The following is a 22029-nucleotide window of genomic DNA, read 5'->3' as shown; positions in this document are numbered from 1 at the left end:
GAGCCGGTCAGTAGTCCTTGAGGATCTGCGAGTCGACCAGCTGGTAGAAGTCCTCCGACAGCTTGTTGAGGTCCTCCGCGGCGGTGTCGCCGCCGGTGATCTCGGCCTCCATCCGCTGCTGGTTGACCAGGGCGATCTCCTGGTTGGCGGTCACGAAGTCGCGCAGCTCGCGCTCGTAGGCGGCGAAGGCCGCGGCGTGGTCACCGCCCGCGGCCTTCAGCTCGCCCGCCAGGACATACGCCCCGATCAGCGCCATGGAGGTGCCCTGTCCTGAGGCGGGCGAGCCGCAGTACCCCGCGTCGCCGAGCAGCGCCACCCGGCCACGGGACCAGGAGTCCATGTGGATCTGGGCGATCGCGTCGAAGTGGAAGTCGGGCGCGCCCCACATGTACTCCAGCAGCCGCGGCATCTCCCAGCCCGCGTGTGCGTACCGCTCGGCCACCAGCCGCTTGTGCTCCGAGGCGTTCCGGTCGCCGAGGAGCTTCGTGGGCGGCTCGTCCGAGTCGAAGCCGACGTAGACCCGGGCCTCGGTGTTGTCCCGGACGCTCATCACCATCCCGCCCCACACGCCGTCCGTCATCGGGTAGATGACCTGCCAGCGGTCCAGTCCGAGATAGTTCGGCACGGTCCACACCGCCAGATAGCTCCCCAGCGGGCGGAGGAAGTTCTCTTCGGGACCGAACACCAGCCGACGGGTGCCCGAGTGCACTCCGTCGGCGGCCACCACCAGATCGAAGGTGCGTGACACTCCGCTCTGGAAGGTGATGGCCACCTCGTCCGGGCCCTGGACGAGTGCGGCGATCGAGTCGTCGAAGAGATATTCGATGTTCTTTCCTCCCGCGTCCACGAGAATCTTCGCCAGATCGTCGCGGAGAATCTCGACGTCCGGGCGGTCGAGCTCGCCGCCGCTCGCGGTCCGTTCGGTGGTGCTGAAGAGTTCCTTTCCGTCGGCGTCGACCGTCGACATACCGCGCAGACCGGTGCTGTGAGCGCGGATCTCCTCCAGCACTCCCATGCGCTCGCACACCTCCAGCGCCGTGCCCCGCACGTCGATGGCTTGTCCGCCTGGCCGCAGTCCGGCGGCCCGCTCCACCACGGTGACCTGGCATCCGTAGCGGTCCAGCCAGTACGCCAGCGCCGGTCCGCCGATACTCGCACCGGAAATCAGGACTCTCATATTCCGCATCGTGAACTCCTTTTCCGTCCCCCGAATACCTTCTTCTCGCAAGAGTGATCGAGGCCACCGACACCGCACCGACGTACCGCCTACGCGTACCGACACGACGCCGACAAGGCCGAACGCTTCGGCGGCCACTGGAGCGCAGTGAGCGATTAATGAGAGTGTTACCTGATGGTGTTGTGCGGTTCTGTTGTCATCGAAGAGACTGGGGCTTCCGACTGGCCCGTACAAAAAGCCGGTTGGTCGCACTGGTGACGTTCGGTCCTCCCCCCCACGATCCGAACAAGGACGGGACCCATGCACACTTCCCTGGAACACGCTCGCGTGTCCCGAGGCCCGGCAAGAGCCGTACGCGTCTGTCCCGGACATCGCCGGAGACCCGGCTCCCGTGGCCGCGGACCGGTCACGGCCGCCGCGTAGCGACCTCGAAAACCCCCACGCGAAGCCTCACCAACGGCGAGTCGCCACCCCACCGCCCGTATCGGGCAGATCAACGGCCACGCTCGGCATGCCCCCGCGCGGACGGAACGTCCGCGTGCCCGGCATCGCGCCCCGTGTCCCGTTCGGTGACGCACGACTTGGCAAGGAAGGAACTCCTCAGGTGCTCATTTCGCACCATCCGCGGTCACGCGCGTCATCTGAAGCGCCGACTGACGGTTCGTCCGAACCCGACGACGCCGGAACGCCCCGGGCCGCCGCCGACGGCCCGAGCGGACATGTGCTGGCGATCGGCGCGCCCGGCCCGGGAATCGACCAGCTGACCCGGACCCTGGTGTCCGCGGGCCACGAGGTGAGCCACGCCCGGCCCGGTGACGTCGACCGGCAGCTCCGGCAGACCCCGCCCGACGCGATCGTCGCCCTCGACGACCGCCTCGACGGACTGGAGGTGATCCGCGAGGTCCGTGCCGTCCCCGCGGGCCGGGCCCTGCCCCTGCTCATGGTCACCACGGACTCCGGGCCCACCGGCGTCGCCGACCTGCTGCGCGGCGGCGCCGACGACTGCGTACCGGAAACCTCCGACCCCGTCGAACTGGCCGCCCGCATCGAGGCCAAGCTGCGCCGGGTCCCGGTGCCGGTCGAGAACCTGCTGCTGGACCCGCGGACCGGCCTCTACTCCCAGCCGCACTTCCTGGGCGAACTCGACCGGGAGCTCAAGCGCGCCGACGACAGCCGCAGCGGCGGCGTCGTGGCCATGGTCGGTGTCGCCGAGATGGCCGCGCTGGAGGCCCGGCTCGGGCCCCGGGTGCGCCGCGAGGTCGCCGAGCGGCTGGCCGGGGTGGCGGAGAAGCTGGGCGGGGTGTGCGACCGGCTCGGCTGGGACGACGACGGACGGCTGCTGATGCTGATGCCGGGCGTCGACGAGGACACCGCACGCCGCGGCCTCCAGCAGTTCGCCAACACCGTGGCCGGTACCCGCTTCGTGGTCGCCGACGAGAACGTGCGGCTGACCCCGGCCATCGGCTGGACCCCGCTCACCGACTGCCCCGACCGCCACCAGGCCGTGGACCAGGCCCGGGACGCGGTGGCCGAGTCCATCCGCCACCGGGACCTGCGCCCGGTCAAGTACGCGGCCTGGATGCGCGGCGCGCCCCGCGGGCGGCGCCGTCTCACCGTGGCGGTGCAGGCCCTGCTCTCGGCCCTCTCGCCCTTACTCGTGCTCGTCCTCGGCGTGGCCATCCCCTTCGTGTTCTACCAGCAGACGTACGAGCTGGGCTGGGACATCGGATCGGCCGCCTACTGGGTCGTGGTCGGCGGCCTCATCGTGTCCGCGGTGCTCATCGTGCTGGAATGCCTCTTCTCGCTCGACGCGAAGTCCCGCCCCGAGCGGCCCGCACAGCCGTATCCACCGGCCAGCGCCGTCATCGCCGCCTATCTCCCCAACGAGGCCGCGACCATCGTCGACACTGTCGAATCGTTCCTGCGGCTGGACTACCCCAGCGAGCTCGAAATCGTGCTCGCGTACAACACCCCGCATCCCATGCCCGTCGAGGACACCCTCCGGGACATGGCGCGCAAGGATCCGCGCCTGGTACTGCTGCCGGTGGCGGGCTCCACCTCCAAGGCGCAGAACATCAACGCCGCCGTCACCCGGGTACGCGGCGACATGGTCGGCATCTTCGACGCCGACCACCACCCCGCCCCCGACGCCTTCCGGAATGCCTGGCACTGGCTGTCGCACGGCTACGACGTCGTCCAGGGCCACTGCGTGATCCGCAACGGGGACAGCTCCTGGGTCGCCAAGCTGGTGGGCGTCGAGTTCGAGGCCATCTACGCGGTCAGCCACCCCGGCCGCACCCGGCTCTACACCTTCGGCGTCTTCGGCGGCTCCAACGGCTTCTGGCGCACCGATCTGCTCGCCCGCACGCGGATGCACGGCTCGATGCTCACCGAGGACATCGATGCCACCATGCGCGCCCTCCACGAGGGCGCCAAGATCGCCACCGACCGCACCCTCGTCTCCCGTGAGCTGGCCCCCACCACCCTCAAGGCGCTGTGGAACCAGCGGTCCCGCTGGGCGCAGGGCTGGCTCCAGGTGTCGCTCAAGTATCTGTGGGGCGCGATGCGTTCCCGGGACTTCACCCTCCGCCAGAAGGCGGGGCTGTTCGTCCTCCTCGGCTGGCGCGAGGTGCAGCCGTGGCTGACCCTTCAGATCCTGCCCGTCCTGCTGTACGCGGCCTGGCGCGCTGGCGGCCCCGGCGAACTCGACTGGGCGGTGCCGCTCTGCCTGCTGGCCACCCTGTTCACGCTCTCCGCCGGAGTGGTGCAGGCGCTGTTCGCCTGGCGGCTCGCGATACCCGAACTGCGCCGCCGCAGGGCCTGGTTCTGGCGGTATCTCCTGGTGTCCACCTTCTTCTTCAGCCACTTCAAGAACATCGTGGCCCGTCAGGCGCTGCTCAAGGAGGTGCTGCGGGACCACCAGTGGCGGGTCACCCCGCGGTCCGGCGGTACCACGCGGCCCGGCGGTGACAAGGCGGTGCCCGGCGCATGAGCACCCTGTCCACCGTCAACAACCACCACGCCCGCCCCGAAGCGGTCGCCGCCGTGAAACCCGCGCGGTCCGCGACCGCCCGCCGCCGCAACGGCGAGATCCAGGGCTTCCGTGGGCTGGCCGCGATGGCCACGGTCGTCTTCCACGTGTGGCAGCAGTACTTCACGTACGACCGGGACGGCTCCCATCCGCCGGTGGCCGACCCCTACGCGAACGCGCTCGTCTCGCTGGAGGTCATCGACTTCTTCTTCGTCCTGTCGGCGTATCTGCTGACCCTGTCCTACGCGCGGGCCGCGATCGACGGCGGCTCGACAAAGCCCGCCCGGGTGTTCCTCTTCCGGCGCGCCATCCGCATCGTGCCGCTGTACTTCCTCGCCATCCTGTTCATCTGGGCGACCCGCAATCCGTCCCTGCCGGGAGACTGGCCTGACCTGGTCCGGCATCTCACCTTCACCCAGGTGTTCGACAAGGAACAGATCTTCTACACCATCGGCCCCACCTGGTCGCTGTCGCTGGAAATCATGTTCTACGTGGCGCTGGTGGCGCTCGGCCCGCTGGCCGTCCGCGCCTGCCACCGGCTGGACCGCAGGGCCGCGCGGGTGGCGGTGTGCGCCGTGGGTTGCGCGCTGCTGTACATCGGCCCGATGGTGTGGATCGCCGTCGCGCACTACGGGTTCGAGGTGCCGCACACCGAATGGCCGGTGTACTTCGGGCCGCAGGCCCGCTTCGGCGGATTCGCGGCGGGCATGGGGCTCGCGGTGCTGACCGTCGCCCTCGGCGACCGCGGACGGCTCGGCCCGAAGGTGACGATCCCGCTGCGGGTGGCGCCGCTCGTGGCCCTGTACGTGCTGTCGCTGCTCAGCGCGGACCCCGAGGACTTCGCCACCACCTTCTACCACCCGCTCTCCGCCGTGCTGTGGACCGTGCTGCTGTTCGCCACCCTCCATGTGCGCACCCAGGGGCGGTGGGAGGCATGGCTGTCGGCCCGGTGGCTCACCGCGATCGGACTGGCCAGCTACAGCCTCTTCGTCTGGCACGAGCCCATCATGCTCGGTCTCTACGAGGCCGGACTGCTGCCGCCAGCGGGCCAGGAGGGCTTTCCGCTGGCCGTGCTCATCGTGCTGGTGGTGGCGGTGGCCGCGGCGGTGGTGAGCTACTGGGTCATCGAGTATCCGGCGAGCCTGCTCGGGCGGCTGAAGGACGCCAAGGGGCAGTCGCGTGACTTCTATCCGGAAGTGGCGCGCTAGCGCTGTGCCACCTTAACGGCCGATGTGTCATGGGTTCTCCCCGGTGTGCGGCTCTTCGCACACCGGGGACCCATGACTATCATCTGGCGTGTTCTTGACGTAATAACGGGGAGACATCAGCGATATGGGCCGACACAGCCGCCCGACCCCTGCCCAGCAGGCCCGGGCCACATCCCTCAAGGCGGCCGCCGCCCTCGGAGTGGCCGGGACCATAGCCTTCGGCCTGCACTCCTCGGTAGGGGGCGACAAGTCCACGCAGGCCCGCTCCGATGTCGGCACGCATCAGGGGCAGGTACCGGACATCGATCCCACGGCCGATGACAAGCCCGCGGGAAGCCATATTTCGCCATCGCAGTCCGCGACGCCGCGGCCCCTCGACGACCGGACGGACAGCGCGGACCACACGGGTGGTACGGGCGGTACGGGCGGTGGCGGTACGGAGCCGTCCCCGGCGGCCACCCCGTCGCACACCCCGAGCGCGACGCCCTCCACGCCCGCGCACACCGATGTGGCCACCTCGCCGAACCAGCGCGCCGACCAGACCCCCGCCGACCCCTCGTCGCCGCCCCGGACACCCAGCGGCGGCCCGACCTCTCCCGGCACCCCGAGCGGACAGCCCAGCGACTCGCCGCAGCCGGGGAACGGCGGCGGCAAGGGCACGGGCGTGGTCGGCGATGTGGTGGACGGCCTCGGCGACACCCTGGACGGTGTGGTCGGTGGCCTGACCGGCGCACTCGGCGGCTGACCGCTCGCCACCCCGCCCCGGCGTGGGGCGGGGTGGGCGGTTACCCCTTGGCCAGCGCCTTCAGCGCGGTCAGGCTGCCGTTGAAGCGGTTGTGGTCACCCACCACCGCACCCGTGGAGGTGTACTGCCAGAAGGTGTGCGTCTTCCACCCCGTGGGCAGCGCCCCCGGTGAGGCGGCGTAGCGCGCCACCCACAGCGGGTTCTTCGAGGCGAAGGCGCCGCTGTTGCCGGTGCAGGACCTCCACCAGCCGGTGGTCGTGTAGATCACCGGATCGCGGCCGGTGAGGGACTTCACCCGGCCGCTGAAATCCTTGATCCAGCTCACCATCTGAGCCTTCGTCTTGCCGTAGCAGGACCCGCCGTACGGGTTGTACTCCATGTCCAGCACGGGCGGCAGCGTCTTGCCGTCGTTCGACCAGTCACCGCCGTTGCGCACGAAGAAGTCCGCCTGCGCCGCACCGCCGGACTTGTTCGGCAGGGCGAAGTGGTACGCGCCGCGGATCATGCCCTTCTTGAACGCGCCGTTGTATTGCGAGGAGAAGGCGGGGTTCTTGTACGTCGTGCTCTCGGTGGCCTTGACGTAGGCGAACCGCACGTTCTTGTTCCACAGCGATGTCCAGTTGACCGAGCCCTGGTGGTTGCTGACGTCGACGCCCTCCACCGTCCCGGCCTTCGGAGTGGCGGCCGGGGCCGCCTGCGGGGCGGTCTTCTCGTGCTCGGAGAGGGTCGAGCCCATCCAGTCCCCCTCGGGGTGCGGGACGGGCGCGGACAGGGTGCGGTTCGGGGCGGAGTCGGTGTCGGGGCCGTCCGGCGACGCCATCGCGGGGACGAGCGTGGCGAGGACAGTGGCCCCGACCGCGGCGCCCAAACCGCCGACGGCATACGGCGAACGCCAGCGCGAGGGGGCCCGGTGCCGCCCCTTTCCGGCCTTTAAGGACATCTGTTCCTCCGGAATTGGTGCTCCGTGGGGAGAGCAGTCCGCACCGAAGGTACGCGCGTAGAAGAAACATATGGAAGAGATTTTGGAAATTCCATGGGTCCACCCTGCGGTTGCCGACGTCACTGCCGCCGATATGGGCGGTCATAAAGCGGGAAACCTTGAATGTCCGCCCCGGGCAGGGAATTTCGGGGAAAATCAGTCGCCCATCGGTGCCGTGGAATACCCCGCCACCAGGGCCCGCGCCGACCGCGTCGCCCGGGCGGCGACGTCCTCCACCACCTCGTCCGGGTCGCCGAACACGCCGTCGAGCAACAGGGTCGCGTACCCCCGGGTCAGCGCCTGCAACGCCTCCAGCAGCGCCACCGCCGTCGCACCGCCCTCCCGGGGCACCACCTCGAACGCGCTCGGCAGCAGCAGGTCCACGAACTCCCGCTTGCTCGTCACCACGTCGGGGTGGGCGGTGCGCACACCGGGGGCGTAGAGGAGTTCGTACCCGCCCCGGAAGCGGGCGGCCGCGCGCACCACGCTGTCCGCCATGGTGGCCAGCCGCTCCTGCGGTGACTCCACCGTGGCCACCGCCTCCAGATAGAGGGCTCGCAGCCGCCGCGACACCTCCAGCGCGGCGGCCGCCAGCAGCGCGTCGCGGTCGGCGAAGTGGCGGTAGGGCGCGCCGGGGCTGACGCGGGTGCGGCGCGCGGCCTCCGCTACGGAGAAACCGCGCACCCCGACCTCGTCGACGATCTCCAGCGTCACCCGCACCAGCGCGGCGGCTAGATCGCCGTGGTGGTACGTGGCGCGCCCCTTGCCGGTGGGTGCCATCCGGGCGACCTTACCCGACCGGTTTTCCCTGCTCCGCCGCTCCCGGCCCGCGCTTGTGGGCCTCGGCGCGCGCTGCCCGCAGCGCGTCGCGGGAGCGTTCGACGCGGATCGGCAGATCGCGCACCCGCTGCCCGGTCGCATGGTGGAACGCGTTGGCCACGGCCGCCGCCGCGCCCACGATGCCCAGCTCGCCGATGCCCTTGCCGCGCACCGGGTTGGGGGTGTCGTCCCGCTCGTCCAGCCAGACCGCCTCCAGCTTCGGGACATCGGCGTTGGCCGCGACGTGGTAGCCAGCGAAGTCATGGTTGGCGAAGTCGCCGAAGACCGGGTCGACCTCGCCGATCTCCAGCAGTGCCATCGACAGACCCATCGTCATGGCGCCCAGGAACTGCGACCGCGCCGTCTTCGGATTGACGATCCGCCCCGCGGCGAACACCCCCAGCATCCGGTCGACCCGGATCTCGCCGGTGTCGGTGTCCACCCGGACCTGAGCGAAGTGGGCGCCGAAGGAGTGGCGGGAGAGCGAGGCCCGCAGCTCCACGTCCTCGGTGGTGTCCGCCCGCGCCTCGAGGCCCCCGTCCGGGACCACGCCGCCGTAGCTGTCCAGCTCCGCCAGCAGCGCACGGCACGCCTTGTCCACCGCCCAGCCCCAGGACGCCGTGCCCAGTGAGCCGCCCGCGAACGGCGCCGGGCCGAGCGAGGCGCGCCCGATCTCCAGCCGCAGCCGCTCGACAGGGATGCCGAGGGCGTCCGCCGCCAGCTGGGTCAGCGCGGTGCGCCCGCCGGTCCCGATGTCGACGGCGCCGATCCGTACCGTGAACATCCCGTCGGCCTCGGCGCGCGCCGTCGCCGACGAGGGGAACACATAGTCCGGGTGGTGTGCGGCGGCGACGCCGGTGCCCACCAGCCAGCGACCCTCGCGCCGGATGCCGGGCTTCGGATCGCGCAGCGCCCAGTCGAAGCGCGCCGCCCCCTCCCGCAGACACTCCGCAAGACCGCGGCTGCTGAACGGCTTGCCGCTGTCGGGGTCGACATCGGTGTCATTGCGGATCCGCAGCTCGACGGGGTCGATCTCCAGCTCGGTGGCCAGCTCGTCCATCGCCGACTCCAGCGCGAACATGCCCGGGGTGTGACCGGGCGCGCGGAACCACGCCGGGGTCAGCACATCGAGCGGCGCCACCTTCACCGTCGTACGGACGTGGGGCGCCCCGTACATCAGCCGCGTCGAAGTCCCCGCCTGGTCCGCGAAGTCCACCATCGCGGAACACTGCTGCACCACCTCGTGGTCGATCGCGGTCAGCCGACCGTCGCGCTCGGCACCGAGCCGGATCCGCTGGATGGTGGGCGCCCGGTAGGGAATCAGCTGGAACATCTGCTGCCGGGTCAGCGCGATCTTCACCGGACGGCCGAGGTGCCTCGCGGCGAGCGCCGCCAGCACGGTGGGGGAGCGCGGAATGCCCTTGGAGCCGAAACCGCCGCCGATGTACTGCGCGATGACCTCCACCGCGCCCTCTTCGAGTCCGAACACCGCCGCCAGCAGCTGGGACGACATGAACGGGCCCTGGTCGGAGTTGTACAGCGTCAGCCGGTCCTCGTCCCAGACGGCGATGGTGGCGTGCGGCTCCATCGGGCTGGTGTGCTCGACCGGAGTGGTGTACAGGGCGTCGGTGCGCACCGGCGCGGCCGCCAGCGCGCCCTCGGTGTCGCCGCGTTCGACGAAGCCGGGGCTGCCGTCGGTCACCGTCTCGGCGACATGGGCCCGTTCGTCGTCGAAACGCAGCACCACATCGTGGGGCTCCTGCTCGTAGCTCACCCGCACGGCCGCCGCGCCCTCGCGCGCCGCCTCCAGCGACGTGGCCACCACCGCGGCCACGATCTGGCCGTGGTACGCCACCTCGGGGGACTGGAGCACGAACAGATCGGGGCTCGCCGGTGCCTCGGTGTTCAGCCGCGGGGCGTTCCCGGAGTCCAGCACCGCCAGCACACCGGGCCGGGCCAGCGCCGGGGCGCCGTCGACCTCCGTCACCCGGCCGCGGGCGATGGTGGCCTGCACCGGCCACACATAGCCGACGTCCGGCGTCGGGAACTCATACGCGTAGCGCGCCGCCCCGGTGACCTTGTCGAGGCCGTCGACCCGGGTCATCGGCGCGCCGACGGTCTGCCGGGTGGTGGTCGCGGTGGTCATGCGCGGTCCTTCCTCGCGACGAGATCGCGGATGACCGCGACGATGAGATCGGTGGCCAGATCCACCTTGAACGCGTTGTCCGGCAGCGGCCGCGCCTCGGCCAATTCGGCCCGGGCCGCCTCGCGCAGCGTCTCCTCGTCCGGCCGCAGGCCACGCAGCCGCTCCTCGGCGATCCCGGCGCGCCACGGGCGCGGCGCCACGCCGCCGAGCGCGATCCGTACATCCGCGAGCGTGCCGTCGTCCGCTACCGACACCGACGCCGCCACGCTCACCAGCGCGAACGCGTACGACCAGCGGTCCCGCACCTTGCGGTACCGCATGGCCGCGCCACTCGGCGGCGGGGGCAGCTCGACGGCCGTGACGAGGTCGCCGTGGCCGAGCACGGTCTCCTGATGCGGAGTGTCGCCAGGCAGCCGGTACAGCTCCGCCACCGGGACGGTGCGCGTCGCGCCGTCCACCGACCGCAGATGCGCCACCGCGTCCAGCGCGACGAGCGCCACCGCCATGTCGGAGGGATGGGACGCCACGCAGTGGTCGGAGGTGCCCAGCACGGCCAGATCGCGGTGCGCGCCCCCGATGGCCGGACAACCGGACCCCGGTTCGCGCTTGTTGCAGGGCTTGGACACGTCCTGGAAGTACACACAGCGGGTGCGCTGAAGCAGATTGCCGCCCACCGTGGCCACCGTGCGCAGCTGCCCGGAGGCGCCCGCCAGCAGCGCCTGCGCCAGCAGCGGGAAGCGCTCCCGGATGCCCGGGTCGCCCGCCAGGTCGCCGTTGCGCGCGGTGGCGCCGATCAGCACCGAACCGTCGTCGCGGTGCTCGATCCGGTCGTACGGCAGCCGGGACACGTCGATCAGCAGCCCCGGGCCCGCCACCCCGAGCTTCATCAGGTCCACCAGATTGGTCCCGCCACCCAGATACTTGGCGTCGGGCCGCTCGGCCATCAGCGCGGCCGCCTCGGCGGCGTCGCCCGCACGGGCGTAGGCGAACTCCTTCATCGCACGCCTCCGGCAGAGCTCGCGGCCCGGGCGCCCTCGGTGCCCTCGGCTCCGGCCGCCTCCATGACGGCGTCCACGATCCCGCCGTAGGCGCCGCAGCGGCACAGATTGCCGCTCATGCGCTCGCGCACCTCCGTCTCGTCCAGGTCCGTGGCGCCCGGCACCCCGGCCGCGGTGTCCTCGGTGACATGGCTCGGCCAGCCGCGCCGCGCCTCGCCGAGCGCGCCGATCGCCGAACAGATCTGGCCGGGGGTGCAGTAGCCGCACTGGAGGCCGTCGTGGTCGAGGAACGCCTGCTGCACCGGGTGCAGCCCCGCGCCGTCCGCCAGATCCGCCACCCCCTCGATCGAGACGATCTCCCGTCCCTCGGCCGCCACCGCGAACATCAGGCAGCTGTTCACCCGCTCGCCGTCCATCAGCACCGTGCAGGCGCCGCACTGTCCGTGGTCACAGCCCTTCTTGGTGCCCGTGAGACCGACCCGCTCGCGCAGCACATCGAGCAGCGTCGTCCGGTTGTCGATGGTCAAGGCGTGGGTCGTGCCGTTGATCCGCAAGCTGATGTCGCTACTGGGAGAGCGATGTGAGAGGCTCATACATTGAATGTATCAACCTCTTACATGCATGGCGAGGCCGTGGCGAGAGGCCGTGGCGAGGTTCGTGGGCCGGGTTCGTGACGAGGAGAATGGGGTTCCATGCGAGACGTCGAAGCGGAGATGCACCGATGGTGGCGCGCCGGTGAACCGTTCGCCCGGGCCACGGTGGTCGCCACCTGGCACTCCTCACCGCTGCCACCGGGCACGAGCATGCTCGTCGGACCGGACGGCTCGGCCGTCGGCAGCGTCTCCGGAGGCTGTGTGGAGGGCGCGGTCTACGAACTGGCCCAGGAGGTCACCGACAGCGGCACACCGGTCCTCCAGCGGTACGGGGTCAGCGACGACGATGCCTTCGCGGTCGGCCTGACCTGCGGGGGAATCATCGATGTCTTCGTGGAGCGCATCGACCCCGCCGCCTTCCCCGAATACGACGACGTGGCCGCCGCGGTGCGCGAGGGCGAACCGGTGGCCGAGGTCGTCTGCGTGGCGGTCGACGGCCCCGACCCGGCCGGGCGGCTCGGCCGGCGGCTGGTGGTCCGGCAGGACACCGCCACCGGCTCCCTGGGTTCCCAGCGGCTGGACGCGGCCGTCGCCGAGGACGCGCGCGGACTGCTGGCGGGCGGGCGCACCGGCACCCTGCGCTACGGCTACGACGGCGTCCGCACCGACGAGGAACTGACGCTGTTCGTGTCGGTGCACGCCGCACCGCCCCGGATGCTGGTGTTCGGCGCCGTGGACTTCGCGGCGGCCATGGCCCGTATCGGCACGTACCTCGGCTACCACGTCACGGTCTGCGACGCGCGGCCCGTCTTCGCCACCAAGCGCCGCTTCCCCGAGGCCCACGAGGTGGTCACCGACTGGCCGCACCGCTATCTGCGCACCGAGGCCGAGGCGGGCCGGGTGGACGGGCGGACCGTGGTCTGCGTCCTCACCCACGACCCCAAGTTCGACGTGCCGCTGCTGGAGGAGGCGCTGCGGCTGCCGCTGGCGTACGTCGGCGCCATGGGCTCCCGCCGCACCCACGAGGACCGGCTGCGCCGACTGCGCGAGACCGGGATCGAGGAGGACCTGCTGGCCCGGCTCGCCTCCCCGATCGGCCTCGACCTCGGCGCCCGGACCCCAGAGGAGACCGCGGTCAGCATCGCCGCCGAGATCATCGCCGACCGCTGGGACGGCAGCGGCGCCCGGCTGACCTCGCTCGACGGCAGCATCCACCGGCCCCACGCCGTGCGCCCGGCGGCCGAGGGCTGAGACGGGGGCTCTGCTCCGGCCGCGGACCGTCACAATGGTCCGCGACCGAAGTGGATGCAGGAGGAAATAAAAACCGCCGTGGAGACCACGCGAGGCACCGACGACGCCAGAGAACCACTTCCCGACGACACCCCCGCCGACCGGGTAACCGACCCGGATGCCCTGCCGAAGACCGGCTGGCGCCGCTGGGTCATGGACACCCGGCCGTTGCGCCACCGCCCCTTCCGCCGACTGTGGACGTCCACCACGGTCACCGCCGTCGGCAGCCAGCTGACCGCGGTCGCCGTGCCCAAGCAGATCTACGACATCACCGGCTCCTCGGCCTGGGTCGGCTACGCGAGCTTCGCGGGGCTGCTGCCGCTCGTGGTGTTCGCGCTGTGGGGCGGGGTGGTGGCCGACCGGATGGACCGGCGCACCCTGATGCTGGTCACCAACGCGGGGATCGCCGTCACCTCGCTGCTGTTCTGGGCGCAGTCCTTCGCCGGTCTGAACTCGGTGCCGGTGCTGATCGTGCTGCTCGCCGCCCAGCAGGGGTTCTTCGGTATGAACTCCCCGGCCCGCAACGCCTCCATCGCCCGGCTCGTCCCCGAGCACGAGCTGCCCGCCGCGGGCGCCCTCCAGTCGACCGTTGCCCAGACCGGCATGATCGTCGGGCCGCTGCTGGCGGGCGCGCTAATACCCGTCGTCGGTCTGCCCACCCTCTATCTGGCCGACGCCATCGCGCTCTGCGTCACCCTGTGGGCCGTCTGGCGGCTTCCCGCCCTGCCGCCCCTGCCGTCCTCCGCGCAGGAGGGCGGGCCGGAAGGCAGATCACGGGCCGGATGGCGTGACGTGGCCGACGGCTTCCGCTACATCACCGCCCACCGGGTGCTGCTGCTGTCCTTCCTCGCGGACATCATCGCCATGGTGTTCGGCATGCCACGGGCGCTCTTCCCGCAACTCGCCTCACACACCTACGCGCCCTGGGGCGAGGGCTTCGCGCTCGGCCTGCTCTTCGCCGCGATCCCGCTCGGGGCGGTGGCCGGGGGGCTGCTCTCCGGCACCTTCTCCCGGGCCCGCCGCCACGGCCTCATGGTCATCGTCGCTGTGGTGGCCTGGGGCGTGGCCATCGGTGGTGTCGGCCTCAGCTCGAGCCTGTGGTGGGCAGCCGGGTTCCTCGCCGTCGCGGGCGTGGCCGACATGGTGTCGATGGTGTTCCGCGGCGCGATCCTCCAGTCCGCGGCCACCGACGACATGCGCGGCCGGATGCAGGGCGTGTTCACCGTGGTGGTGGCGGGCGGCCCGCGCGTCGCCGATCTGCTGCACGGCACGGCGGGCTCGCTCCTCGGGCCCCGCACGGCGGTCGCCGCGGGCGGGCTGCTGGTCACCGTGCTGATGCTCGGCCTGGCCGTCGCGGTGCCCGACTTCCGGCGCTACACGCCGTGACGGCGGCCCGTGTGGGCGCCCCTGCCCAGGGGCGCCCACACGGGCCCCGGCCTCAGGCGTCGCGCTCGCTGCGGTCCTGGCCCCAGAGGGTGTGGAACGAGCCGTCGCGGTCGGTGCGCCGGTAGGTGTGCGCACCGAAGAAGTCCCGCTGCCCCTGCACCAGCGCCGCGGGCAGCCGCTCCGAGCGCAGCGCGTCGTAGTACGCCAGCGCCGCCGAGAAACCGGGCGCGGGCACACCCAGCTCGACGGAGGTGGACACCACGCGCCGCCACGCGTCCTGCGCCTCGCCCAGCGCCTGCGCGAAGTAGTCGTCGGCCAGCAGCGTGACCGGCTTGTTCTCCTTGCCGTACGCCTCGGTGATCCGGTTCAGGAAGCGGGCCCGGATGATGCAGCCGCCGCGCCAGATGCGGGCCACCGCACCGGCGTCGATGTCCCAGCCGTACTCCTGGCTGCCCGCCTCGATCTGGTGGATGCCCTGCGCGTACGCCACGATCTTCGACGCGTACAGCGCCTGCTCGACCTCGTCGGCGAACCGCTCGGCCGCCTCGCCCGTGAGCCGCTCGGCCGTGGGTCCGGGCAGCCCCTGCGCGGCGTCCCGCACATCGGCGTGGCCCGACAGCGAGCGGGCGAACACCGCCTCGGCGATGCCGCTCACCGGAACGCCCAGGTCCAGCGCGGTCTGGACGGTCCAGCGGCCGGTGCCCTTCTGCTCGGCCTGGTCCTGCACCACGTCCACGAACGGCTTGCCGGTCGCGGCGTCGGTGTGCGCCAGCACCTCGGCGGTGATCTCGATCAGGTACGACTCCAGCCGGCCGCCGTTCCAGGTGCGGAACACCTCGGCGATCTCGCCCGGCGTGAGCCCCAGCGCGCGCCGCAGCAGGTCGTACGACTCCGCGATGAGCTGCATGTCGGCGTACTCGATGCCGTTGTGGACCATCTTCACGAAGTGGCCGGCGCCGTCCGGGCCGATGTGGGTGCAGCACGGGGTGCCGTCCACCTTGGCGGAGATGCTCTCCAGCAGCGGGCCGAGCGACTTGTAGGATTCCACCGAACCACCGGGCATGATGCTGGGCCCGTTGAGCGCGCCCTCCTCGCCGCCGGAGATGCCGGTGCCGACGAAGTGCAGCCCGCGCTCGCGCAGGGCCTTCTCCCGGCGCCGGGTGTCGTCGAAGTGCGCGTTGCCCCCGTCGATGATCACGTCGCCCTCTTCGAGGAGCGGCGCGAACTCCTCGATGACGGCGTCGGTGGGCGCACCGGCCTTGACCATGATGACGAGCCGCCGCGGCCGCTGAAGCGCGGCGACGAACTCCGCCGCGGTCTCGGTGGCGACGAAGTTCCCCTCGTGGCCGTGCTCCTCGATGAGCGTCTTGGTCTTGGCCGACGTGCGGTTGTGGACCGCGACGGTGTGCCCGTGCCGGGCGAAGTTGCGGGCGAGGTTGCTGCCCATGACGGCGAGCCCGGTGACGCCGATCTGGGCGGTGGGCTGGGTGGCGGAAGGGCTGGGCATTCGGTGTTCCACTCCTGTCGCACGCATCGAGACTTGTGCGAGGCGGCAGCGACGAGAGGTCTGGGGATCTTCCCTCCCGGTCGTCCCGGCATCGCCTGGTCATAGTTACACGATGTGCTCGGCGCCGGGATGTGTGTCCAAAGAAAGCGGCCGGAGTGCGTCACCTTTTCCACTGCCCGGGCATGCGCCAGATTTGTGGGATTTCCACAAGGCGGTACTGAGGCGTGCTGCGGGCCATTCGCTTCGGGGCTGGGTTCTGGCGGTTTGAGATCTTGGCGCTGGCGTCGGGCCTTGGCGGTAGGTGGCGGGTCTGATGCTGACCCAATGCTGACTTTGCTGACGATGATTCAGGTGGCGTGGAAACCGGCCTGCCGGGTCTCGTGGACGTGAGGTCGCCGACTACCTCTGATCGCGGGTGTAACTCTGCGTGATGTGAGGAGCGTGGCTGCGGCGGGTGTGGGGATTCGGGGCGTGGCGCCTTTCCGTGTCGAAACCGGAGAAATTCGTGGACATCGGCTGCGATGATGCGGCCGCATTCGTGGCTGACCTACGCAGATGAGTTTTCGGCCTCTTTTTGCTAACGGCGGCCGCGAGTGGGTCGCCGATGTCCGTCAGGATCGCAAGGGCCCGCCGCAGACGGACTGCGCCGCGGTGGGCCGCGAGCCTCAAGCGTTAGGCGTACGTAGGCGCAGCGCTGCCGCAAGGCCCAGCGTGCCCGATCGTGGTACGCGCCGCCGACCACCGGCACAATCAAGATTCGCCCCTGGTTCTCCCACACCCGTTCCAGCACGCTGTCACCACAGCAACCGGACCCCACGAAAGCAGGCGCACATGCGCAAGACACGCACCGCCCTCACCGTCCTCGCCCTCTCGGCCGCGGCGCTGACAGGCACGACCACCGGCGCCGCCGCCACCGACAACTTCTCAACCAGCCGTGCGGCCGCGGCTCCGTGCACCGTGCCCGACGCGTTCTGCGCCACCAGCGGCAGCGGCGACCAGCTCGTGCTGCACTGCGGCGAGTCCGCGTTAGTGCCTTGGAGCGGCGTCGGATACTGGGACAACCGCCTTCCCGGAGGCGGCATAGTCAAGATGTTCGACTACTACGGCTCCGTGAACCATGTCGCGCCCGCCGACTCCGGTCCCACCGAGATCAACTGGAGTCTCGTCTGGGCGGTGCGCGCCTATTGCTGACACCTGCTCGACGCGCGGCGCGTGCGAGAGTACTGCGAAGTCAGCAGGAGCTGTGTCAGAACCCTGCGACATGGGCCGGAGGCGGCGCCGAAGCCTTCGAAATGCAGGGCGCCTGAAGGGTGTCTCGTCGCGCTTCGCCATGAGGTCGCTGTGCTTCGCCGACAAGTAGTGCGGCCGCAGCTCTCAGGGGCTGGTCGTGCCGTGCTCTCCGCTCTCGCACGGCACCTGCCATCCTGTGCCGCTCGAAAACTCATCGCCGCAGGTGAGCGGGTGCGCGGTCAGTTCGCTGGGATGATGCCTTCCGTGATCGTGTCCTTGTTGTACAAGGTGACCCGGAAGCTGTTGGATGTTCCATCGGTGCTCCTCCGTTGCGAGACGGCAGGACGCGGAACTGCTGGTGCTGCGGCACGAGAACGCGGTTCTGCGCCGCCAGTTGGCCGGACCGGTCCGCTATGAGCCCGCCGACCGGTTCTGGTTCGCCGCCCTGTCCGGGCTGATACCCCGGCGTCACTGGCATGAGGTCTTCCCTGTCACCCCCGGCACCCTGCTTGCCTGGCACCGCAGGTTCATCGCCGCGAAATGGGACTACACCGCGCGCCGGCGTACCGGACGCCCACTCACCCCGGCAGCGCTCAAGACACTCGTTGTACGGCTGGCCCGGGAGAATCCGAGGTGGGGACACCGACCCGACGGATCCAGGGGAGCTGGCTCGGCTCGGGCATCGGATCGCCGCCTCGACGGTCTGGGAGATCCTCAACGCGGTCGGCGTCGACCCCGCGCCACGTCGCTCAGGCCCCACCTGGCGCGAGTTCCTGACCGCGCAAGCCGAGGGCATCATCGTGGCAGACTGCCCTCGGCGGCCCCAGCATGGTCGCCTGCCTCCTCGACCGCCCCTTGCGCTTCGATCGAGGAAACCGCCCAGCGCTGTCACGGTCGGATGAGGATACGTACCCGCGAGAGCCGGAACGGGGCCCGGCCACGAGCGTTCTACCGCGTGAGCTCAAAGCGCCCACCGGTGGATTCCGGGAGGGAACTCCCCGCGGAGAAGGCTGATGAAGGCGCGACCGCATGCCAAGTGGGTTTCGGTGGGCACGTCTGCGAAGAACCACGACCCCTGCCCGCCCGTGCCGAAGGAGTTCGCCACGTCCTTCGGGATGGCCGGGGACCACGCGAGTAGTCGCTGCATGACGCGCTCCGACAGGTCGATAGTGAGGGAGACGCGGTCGGGATGGGTTCCGAGGTGGTCGTCCAGACAGGGCGACACACATCCCGTGAATCCGAGCGTGGCCTGCAGCTCCCAGTGCTCTCGGGCGGCAACGAGCCATTCGGCAGGAGCGGCGATGGTCTTGGCTTCCTGCGCGAGAAGGTACAGCCACACCTCAGCCTGGGCGTCGCGTACCCAGAACCCGGAACCGCGGTAGTCCATATTCGAGCTGCCCACCGTTGAAGTAGAGCACGTGGGCGCCGAACACCTCCACAGAATTCCGGTCAGACCCGGCGCACCGGCTAGGTCGTGCGACAGGACGGCCGCGAACCACTCAAGCTCCACCAGCCCCCTTCGGCTGCCGTGCCCTGTTGCCCTTCGGATTCGAATAAGCGATCTCATCGGGGAATGACCCAGAACGACTTCCCCTCCGACCTCACGGAGGCGCAAACCGCCCAGTACCGCACGTACTGGCAGCTCGCGGATTCCGGCCCGGCAGCCAGCACGACCACTCAGGAACCGGTGCTTCCCGGCTCGGGCCATGGTGGCTGGGGCGGTGTCGGATCACGGGGCGTCGAGAAGTCCGTGATCTTGGAAGGGCATGTCATTCGCCTGCGGCGTCCTCGGCCTCCCAGCGCAGCAGGTCGCCCGGCTGGCACTTGAGCACCTCGCAGAGAGCGGCGAGCGTCGCGAAGCGCACCGCCTTGGCGCGGCCGTTCTTGAGTACCGCCAGGTTGGCGGGTGTGATCCCTACGCGGTCTGCGAGTTCGCCCACGGACATCTTCCGCCTGGCCAGCATCACGTCGATGTCGACGGTGATCGGCATCAGATCACCTCGTCCAACTCGGCCTGCATCTGTGATGCTTCGACGTCGCGCGCGACGGCCTGGGCGAGCAGCATCCGCAGGAGGAGCACGATGAGCGCGACTCCCAGGATGGCTACGCCGATCCCGCCCATGATGACGGTGACGCCCGGGTCGTCCCGCTGCCCCGGCGCGTTGATGGCCGTGACCGCGAACCAGACGAGGGCGGCCGCCACGATCGCGCCGATCACACCGTCCACATACCGGAAGGCGGCGTGGGAGAACACGGTTCCGCGACGCACCATCGCCACCAGCCGCCACACGCAGACCAGGGCGACCTGGACCGACACCATGCCCAGGATCGTGGCCACACGCAGCGAGGTCAGTGGGAGCGACCCGTCCTCCGGGTCGCTCCCACTGGCCAACGCCCACACCATCCCTGCCTGTACGAACACGGTGCCGGCGAGCACCACCACGAGCACGGCGCGCAGCGCGCGCACGGTCAGCTTTCCCATGGCCCATCCTTCCACCGAATTCCGATGGAAATCTATCGATATTCGATAGGTTAAGCAAGGGCTGGTGCGGAGGGTGGTCGGCAGTTTCGCCCAGTGGCGGGACGTCGCAGCCCTGGCTCGACGCCGGCTGGTCGACGTCCTGGTGCTGCACCTCGCGCCCGTCGTCCTGGGCGCCGGGACGCCACTGTTCACCGGCGGAGCGCCACCGTGGCGTTCGCCCCAGCGCTCGATGAGCGCCTGACGCTCGGCTGCTGCCGGCTCCAGCGACGCGACGGACTGCCGACCACCGAGGTCCGTCTCGACGGGCGGCAGCAAGCGCGTTCCCGCCGCAGCCACTACGCCGACAAGCCGCCCTTCAACCGTGAAGATCACGGTCTATGGCTGCCCGCTCCGCAGCCGAGCGGGCGCGCTCGATCACTGCGGCAGGCCGACCTGGGCCGCCAGGCGGAACACGTCCCCGCACGTGGGGGATGGCACCGGTGAGCGTTCGGCGAGGACGATCAGCGTATGGCGCAGTTCCCTGCTCAGCTGGAAGAGCCAGCGGCCGGACTGCTCACCCTTGTAGGCGTACAGGCGGAAGAGGCCGACGGTCTGTCCGTCACGGCTGTCGGCGAAGGTTCCCGGGAGCCCTGTGAGCAGGTCGATGTCGCGCTTGCCGGTCGCCGCGTCGGCCACGGCGCTGAGGGGCAGAGCGTCGAATTCCGCGGCGGACACGGAAGCTTCCGCCGCGACGGCGTGGGCAGCCAGAGCCGCGAAGACCTCGATCAGCTGCTCGCCTTCGCCCGTGTCGATGCCCCAGGTCCGCAGGTTCTCGTGACGACGGGCCTGCCGCCATGGCTCTTGGTCCATCAGTGGCAGCAGAACACGGCCCAGGTGCGCGCAGCGGGTCCAAAGCATGTCGTGGTCCGAGGTCACGGTCGACCCTCTCAACGGCGAGTGGAAGGGCCTGGGGCGAGGATCAGCCCCACTGCCACAGCCCCCCAATTTCCCACTGCGCGCAGGGCACGTACAGGACGGGGCTGTTTGCCGTGCCATGGCCCGTAGTGCCGCTCGAGCTGACGTGAGGTCGCTGCCGTCATCCACATGTTCGAGAAGTTGTTGCAGAACTCGAGGTCCGCCTCGCTGGTGCAGGTCACAGGCCCACCTGAGCATGAGCTGAGGCCCCCGGTACCCGTCATCCGGGAGCCGCTGTGGTTGGGCTTCGACGCATAGGCGAGACAGGTGGCCGCTGCTCTGGATGTGTCCTGCGCGGTCACCGCGGCCTCAGGCGGTTCCGCATCCGGCGGCCCCGCAGACGAGCGACGCCAAACCGTCCCACTTGTCTCCGGCCGGGGCACCGAGCGGCGAGGCCGGCACGGTCACGCTGCCGGGCGTGCCGAGGGCTGAGAAGGTGCGTGAAGAGCTGAGCGCCCCCGCAGCCTGCCGGACGGCACCAGCACAGGCGCAGCTACTTCCGCAGAACTCTGGCACGGTGCTCCAGAAGGTCAACGCAGTCACGGAGACCCGGCCGAGGCGCGCCGACGCGTTCTCGCATCAGCGCGATGGCCTGCACGTTACGGCCAGCGGTGATCAGACCATCGACCTCTGCTCGCGTCATCGGCGACAGGCGGTCCCACAAAGCATCAACCATGCACCCATTGAAGCTTCTGAAGCCGCAGTACTGCGATGGGCGTCGAGCAGGGCCCACCCGTGTAAAACACGCGGTTGCCACCATCACAGCGAAGGCGCTTCAGGCCGAGGACCGGGCCGACGCGGCCACCCTGTGGGGCTTCTCCACCGGATGACTCGATGTCTTCTCTCTGTCCCAGCAGTGCTCCTACGGCGGGACATCTTCCTCGAGCACCGCACCCGGCGCCTGCACGTCGCCGGCGTCACCGCACGCCCGACCGCGGCCTGGACCACCCAGCAGGCCCGCAACCTCGCCACCGGCCTGGGCATACGCATGGACTCGCTGCGCTTCCTCATCCGGGACCGCGACAGCGAGTACGCCGGCGCCTTCGACGCCGCGTTCCAGACCGAGGGCATCCGAGCGGCGCACGACAGCAACGGCGCGGGCGACGCCCAACGGGTGAGCTTTCTTCGCTCTCCTCGGCAGCGGGGCCGAGCCCGGTGGAGGCCGCGCGGGGGCGCGAACGCGGCGGCTGCCTTCGCCGTCACCGCACAGCCTGCCCATCGGGCCCACGGGCGACGGACTCCGGGGCTTCTTCGGGCCGGGCGTCGGGCTTGAGGCAACTACCGGGGGCACATTATGGCTTGATCACATGAGATGAGTGAACAGAACACGTCAGGACCTCCCAAGACCTACCACGGGTAATGCGTGGTCTGCCGGGTTGGCGGCCGCGTTGGCCGGGCGAGGAGCCGCGCGATGTGAGAGTTGACGCGTCAAACGTGGCGTAGGTCACCGTGGAGCTCCTGACCGGAGCCTTTGTACTCTCCAA

The 22029-nt window shown here is 70.4% G+C and carries 18 protein-coding genes and 1 pseudogene; 8 read left to right on the top strand and 11 right to left on the bottom strand.

What is annotated here, in order from left to right:
* Positions 1-7: 7 nt before the first annotated feature.
* Positions 8-1186: an FAD-dependent monooxygenase gene (locus tag ACH4TL_RS28695; protein ID WP_398320775.1), complete on the bottom strand. Its 1179-nt coding sequence runs from the start codon at positions 1184-1186 to the stop codon at positions 8-10.
* 595 nt (positions 1187-1781) lie between these two features.
* Between ACH4TL_RS28695 and ACH4TL_RS28690 the strand changes: the two genes are divergently transcribed.
* The 3 genes from ACH4TL_RS28690 (at position 1782) to ACH4TL_RS28680 (ending at position 6161) form a co-directional block, all read left to right on the top strand.
* The gene (locus ACH4TL_RS28690; RefSeq protein WP_398320778.1) at positions 1782-4169 is read left to right on the top strand and encodes a glycosyltransferase; all 2388 of its coding nucleotides are present in this window, start codon (positions 1782-1784) and stop codon (positions 4167-4169) included.
* Entirely contained in the window at positions 4166-5416 is a 1251-nt protein-coding gene (locus tag ACH4TL_RS28685; protein WP_398320781.1) for an acyltransferase family protein, read from the top strand. Before ACH4TL_RS28690 ends, ACH4TL_RS28685 begins: the two co-directional genes overlap by 4 nt.
* A gap of 124 nt (positions 5417-5540) precedes the next feature.
* Positions 5541-6161, top strand: a complete 621-nt coding sequence (locus ACH4TL_RS28680; protein WP_398320784.1) for an extensin — start codon at positions 5541-5543, stop codon at positions 6159-6161.
* A gap of 40 nt (positions 6162-6201) precedes the next feature.
* Here the strand turns inward: ACH4TL_RS28680 and ACH4TL_RS28675 are convergent, their stop codons facing one another.
* The 5 genes from ACH4TL_RS28675 to ACH4TL_RS28655 all read right to left on the bottom strand — a co-directional run bounded on the left by ACH4TL_RS28675 (position 6202) and on the right by ACH4TL_RS28655 (position 11696).
* Positions 6202-7101, bottom strand: a complete 900-nt coding sequence (locus ACH4TL_RS28675; RefSeq protein ID WP_398320787.1) for a lysozyme — start codon at positions 7099-7101, stop codon at positions 6202-6204.
* 195 nt (positions 7102-7296) lie between these two features.
* Complete coding sequence (locus ACH4TL_RS28670) at positions 7297-7920, bottom strand: TetR/AcrR family transcriptional regulator (RefSeq protein ID WP_398320790.1); 624 nt, start codon at positions 7918-7920, stop codon at positions 7297-7299.
* A 10-nt stretch (positions 7921-7930) separates the two neighbouring features.
* A complete protein-coding gene (locus ACH4TL_RS28665; RefSeq protein ID WP_398320793.1) occupies positions 7931-10105 on the bottom strand; it encodes a xanthine dehydrogenase family protein molybdopterin-binding subunit in 2175 nt (724 codons plus the stop codon).
* Complete coding sequence (locus tag ACH4TL_RS28660; protein WP_398320796.1) at positions 10102-11103, bottom strand: FAD binding domain-containing protein; 1002 nt, start codon at positions 11101-11103, stop codon at positions 10102-10104. Before ACH4TL_RS28660 ends, ACH4TL_RS28665 begins: the two co-directional genes overlap by 4 nt.
* Positions 11100-11696, bottom strand: coding sequence for a (2Fe-2S)-binding protein (locus ACH4TL_RS28655; RefSeq protein ID WP_398320800.1), 597 nt, complete (start codon positions 11694-11696; stop codon positions 11100-11102). The genes ACH4TL_RS28660 and ACH4TL_RS28655 overlap by 4 nt, the downstream gene beginning before the upstream one ends.
* A gap of 99 nt (positions 11697-11795) precedes the next feature.
* On the opposite strand from ACH4TL_RS28655, the gene ACH4TL_RS28650 reads away from it, so the two are divergent.
* Both ACH4TL_RS28650 and ACH4TL_RS28645 read left to right on the top strand, forming a co-directional pair.
* Complete coding sequence (locus ACH4TL_RS28650) at positions 11796-12947, top strand: XdhC family protein (RefSeq protein ID WP_398320803.1); 1152 nt, start codon at positions 11796-11798, stop codon at positions 12945-12947.
* A gap of 78 nt (positions 12948-13025) precedes the next feature.
* On the top strand, positions 13026-14372 hold the full coding sequence (locus tag ACH4TL_RS28645; RefSeq protein ID WP_398320806.1) for an MFS transporter: 1347 nt from the start codon (positions 13026-13028) through the stop codon (positions 14370-14372).
* Positions 14373-14424: 52 nt separating this feature from the next.
* On the opposite strand, the gene gndA is transcribed toward ACH4TL_RS28645, so the two are convergent.
* On the bottom strand, positions 14425-15879 hold the full coding sequence (gene gndA, locus ACH4TL_RS28640; RefSeq protein WP_398320809.1) for an NADP-dependent phosphogluconate dehydrogenase: 1455 nt from the start codon (positions 15877-15879) through the stop codon (positions 14425-14427).
* Between the two features lie 831 nt (positions 15880-16710).
* On the opposite strand from gndA, the gene ACH4TL_RS28635 reads away from it, so the two are divergent.
* Positions 16711-17070 (top strand): hypothetical protein, encoded by a 360-nt coding sequence (locus tag ACH4TL_RS28635; protein ID WP_398320812.1) that lies wholly within the window; start codon positions 16711-16713, stop codon positions 17068-17070.
* Positions 17071-18070: 1000 nt separating this feature from the next.
* Here the strand turns inward: ACH4TL_RS28635 and ACH4TL_RS28630 are convergent.
* From ACH4TL_RS28630 to ACH4TL_RS28620, 3 genes are all read right to left on the bottom strand, one after another.
* A complete protein-coding gene (locus ACH4TL_RS28630) occupies positions 18071-18496 on the bottom strand; it encodes a hypothetical protein (protein WP_398425365.1) in 426 nt (141 codons plus the stop codon).
* A gap of 382 nt (positions 18497-18878) precedes the next feature.
* On the bottom strand, positions 18879-19100 hold the full coding sequence (locus ACH4TL_RS28625) for a helix-turn-helix domain-containing protein (RefSeq protein WP_398320818.1): 222 nt from the start codon (positions 19098-19100) through the stop codon (positions 18879-18881).
* Positions 19100-19591 carry a DUF2975 domain-containing protein gene (locus ACH4TL_RS28620; RefSeq protein ID WP_398320821.1) on the bottom strand — a complete coding sequence of 164 codons (492 nt, stop codon included), beginning with the start codon at positions 19589-19591 and terminating at the stop codon, positions 19100-19102. Before ACH4TL_RS28620 ends, ACH4TL_RS28625 begins: the two co-directional genes overlap by 1 nt.
* 127 nt (positions 19592-19718) lie before the next feature.
* Between ACH4TL_RS28620 and ACH4TL_RS28615 the strand changes: the two are divergent.
* Positions 19719-19796: pseudogene (locus tag ACH4TL_RS28615) on the top strand (dihydrofolate reductase); the annotation flags it as partial.
* Between the two features lie 209 nt (positions 19797-20005).
* Here ACH4TL_RS28615 and ACH4TL_RS28610 read toward each other — a convergent pair.
* Entirely contained in the window at positions 20006-20440 is a 435-nt protein-coding gene (locus ACH4TL_RS28610) for a hypothetical protein (RefSeq protein ID WP_398320824.1), read from the bottom strand.
* A gap of 961 nt (positions 20441-21401) precedes the next feature.
* Between ACH4TL_RS28610 and ACH4TL_RS28605 the strand changes: the two genes are divergently transcribed.
* On the top strand, positions 21402-21818 hold the full coding sequence (locus ACH4TL_RS28605; RefSeq protein WP_398320827.1) for a hypothetical protein: 417 nt from the start codon (positions 21402-21404) through the stop codon (positions 21816-21818).
* Positions 21819-22029: the final 211 nt, after the last annotated feature.

The organism is Streptomyces sp. NPDC021115 (assembly GCF_044333065.1).
Classification (GTDB): domain Bacteria; phylum Actinomycetota; class Actinomycetes; order Streptomycetales; family Streptomycetaceae; genus Streptomyces.
The sequence above is the reverse complement of the archived record's forward strand: the minus strand, read 5'-3'. Positions and strand labels throughout refer to the sequence as shown.

Bases quoted from the DNA above. Each gene is read 5' to 3' on its own strand.
- ACH4TL_RS28695 (WP_398320775.1), bottom strand. From the start codon at position 1,186: ATGCGGAATATGAGAGTCCTGATTTCCGGTGCGAGTATCGGCGGACCG.
- ACH4TL_RS28660 (WP_398320796.1), bottom strand. From the start codon at position 11,103: ATGAAGGAGTTCGCCTACGCCCGTGCGGGCGACGCCGCCGAGGCGGCC.
- ACH4TL_RS28680 (WP_398320784.1), top strand. From the start codon at position 5,541: ATGGGCCGACACAGCCGCCCGACCCCTGCCCAGCAGGCCCGGGCCACA.
- ACH4TL_RS28620 (WP_398320821.1), bottom strand. From the start codon at position 19,591: ATGGGAAAGCTGACCGTGCGCGCGCTGCGCGCCGTGCTCGTGGTGGTG.
- ACH4TL_RS28675 (WP_398320787.1), bottom strand. From the start codon at position 7,101: ATGTCCTTAAAGGCCGGAAAGGGGCGGCACCGGGCCCCCTCGCGCTGG.
- ACH4TL_RS28625 (WP_398320818.1), bottom strand. From the start codon at position 19,100: ATGCCGATCACCGTCGACATCGACGTGATGCTGGCCAGGCGGAAGATG.
- gndA (WP_398320809.1), bottom strand. From the start codon at position 15,879: ATGCCCAGCCCTTCCGCCACCCAGCCCACCGCCCAGATCGGCGTCACC.
- ACH4TL_RS28670 (WP_398320790.1), bottom strand. From the start codon at position 7,920: ATGGCACCCACCGGCAAGGGGCGCGCCACGTACCACCACGGCGATCTA.
- ACH4TL_RS28635 (WP_398320812.1), top strand. From the start codon at position 16,711: ATGCGCAAGACACGCACCGCCCTCACCGTCCTCGCCCTCTCGGCCGCG.
- ACH4TL_RS28630 (WP_398425365.1), bottom strand. From the start codon at position 18,496: ATGGACTACCGCGGTTCCGGGTTCTGGGTACGCGACGCCCAGGCTGAG.
- ACH4TL_RS28665 (WP_398320793.1), bottom strand. From the start codon at position 10,105: ATGACCACCGCGACCACCACCCGGCAGACCGTCGGCGCGCCGATGACC.
- ACH4TL_RS28655 (WP_398320800.1), bottom strand. From the start codon at position 11,696: ATGAGCCTCTCACATCGCTCTCCCAGTAGCGACATCAGCTTGCGGATC.
- ACH4TL_RS28610 (WP_398320824.1), bottom strand. From the start codon at position 20,440: ATGGACCAAGAGCCATGGCGGCAGGCCCGTCGTCACGAGAACCTGCGG.
- ACH4TL_RS28650 (WP_398320803.1), top strand. From the start codon at position 11,796: ATGCGAGACGTCGAAGCGGAGATGCACCGATGGTGGCGCGCCGGTGAA.
- ACH4TL_RS28685 (WP_398320781.1), top strand. From the start codon at position 4,166: ATGAGCACCCTGTCCACCGTCAACAACCACCACGCCCGCCCCGAAGCG.